The organism is Rathayibacter sp. PhB152 (assembly GCF_003751395.1).
Taxonomy (GTDB): Bacteria; Actinomycetota; Actinomycetes; order Actinomycetales; family Microbacteriaceae; genus Rathayibacter; species Rathayibacter festucae.
Genome location: NZ_RJUT01000016.1, coordinates 1 through 1,739 on the forward strand (window position 1 = coordinate 1; position 1,739 = coordinate 1,739).

A 1,739-nucleotide genomic window follows, 5' to 3' on the forward strand; every position below is an offset into this window, starting at 1 on the left:
CGCATGGTGTCCAGATGCTCCTTAGAAAGGAGGTGATCCAGCCGCACCTTCCGGTACGGCTACCTTGTTACGACTTAGTCCTAATCACCGATCCCACCTTCGACAGCTCCCTCCTTGCGGTTAGGCCACTGGCTTCGGGTGTTACCGACTTTCATGACTTGACGGGCGGTGTGTACAAGGCCCGGGAACGTATTCACCGCAGCGTTGCTGATCTGCGATTACTAGCGACTCCGACTTCATGAGGTCGAGTTGCAGACCTCAATCCGAACTGAGACCGGCTTTTTGGGATTCGCTCCACCTTACGGTATCGCAGCCCTTTGTACCGGCCATTGTAGCATGCGTGAAGCCCAAGACATAAGGGGCATGATGATTTGACGTCATCCCCACCTTCCTCCGAGTTGACCCCGGCAGTCTCCTATGAGTTCCCACCATGACGTGCTGGCAACATAGAACGAGGGTTGCGCTCGTTGCGGGACTTAACCCAACATCTCACGACACGAGCTGACGACAACCATGCACCACCTGTATACCGACCTTGCGGGGCAACCATTTCTGGAAGTTTCCGGTATATGTCAAGCCTTGGTAAGGTTCTTCGCGTTGCATCGAATTAATCCGCATGCTCCGCCGCTTGTGCGGGCCCCCGTCAATTCCTTTGAGTTTTAGCCTTGCGGCCGTACTCCCCAGGCGGGGAACTTAATGCGTTAGCTGCGACACGGAGACCGTGGAAAGGTCCCCACATCTAGTTCCCAACGTTTACGGCGTGGACTACCAGGGTATCTAATCCTGTTCGCTCCCCACGCTTTCGCTCCTCAGCGTCAGTAACGGCCCAGAGAACTGCCTTCGCCATCGGTGTTCCTCCTGATATCTGCGCATTCCACCGCTACACCAGGAATTCCATTCTCCCCTACCGCACTCTAGTCTGCCCGTACCCACTGCAGGCCCGAGGTTGAGCCTCGGGTTTTCACAGCAGACGCGACAAACCGCCTACGAGCTCTTTACGCCCAATAATTCCGGACAACGCTTGCACCCTACGTATTACCGCGGCTGCTGGCACGTAGTTAGCCGGTGCTTTTTCTGCAGGTACCGTCAAGCCGAAGCCCTTCTTCCCTACTAAAAGAGGTTTACAACCCGAAGGCCGTCATCCCCCACGCGGCGTTGCTGCATCAGGCTTTCGCCCATTGTGCAATATTCCCCACTGCTGCCTCCCGTAGGAGTCTGGGCCGTGTCTCAGTCCCAGTGTGGCCGGTCACCCTCTCAGGCCGGCTACCCGTCGTCGGCTTGGTGAGCCATTACCTCACCAACTACCTGATAGGCCGCGAGTCCATCCTTGACCGAAAAACTTTCCACCCGCACCCGATGCCGGGGCAGGTCGTATCCGGTATTAGACGCCGTTTCCAGCGCTTATCCCAGAGTCAAGGGCAGGTTACTCACGTGTTACTCACCCGTTCGCCACTAATCCACCCAGCAAGCTGGGCTTCATCGTTCGACTTGCATGTGTTAAGCACGCCGCCAGCGTTCGTCCTGAGCCAGGATCAAACTCTCCGTAAAAAAATTACGAACACCAACCCCGAAAGGAAGGCACTCAAGTTTGACCTCTAGCAAATAAGACATCATTACTGACATCAATTTCCAAAGGAACCCAACCGGATCACAAGACCCGGACGGGGTTATAAATTTGGCATTGAACATAGTGCACGCTGTTGAGTTCTCAAGAATCGGACACATCCCGCCTCCACACC

At 55.4% G+C, this 1,739-nt stretch carries 1 rRNA gene; it reads right to left on the reverse strand.

Features of this window, described 5'->3' with window-relative positions:
• Positions 1–25 precede the first annotated feature (25 nt).
• Positions 26–1,548 (reverse strand): 16S ribosomal RNA (locus tag EDF36_RS20820).
• Positions 1,549–1,739: the final 191 nt, after the last annotated feature.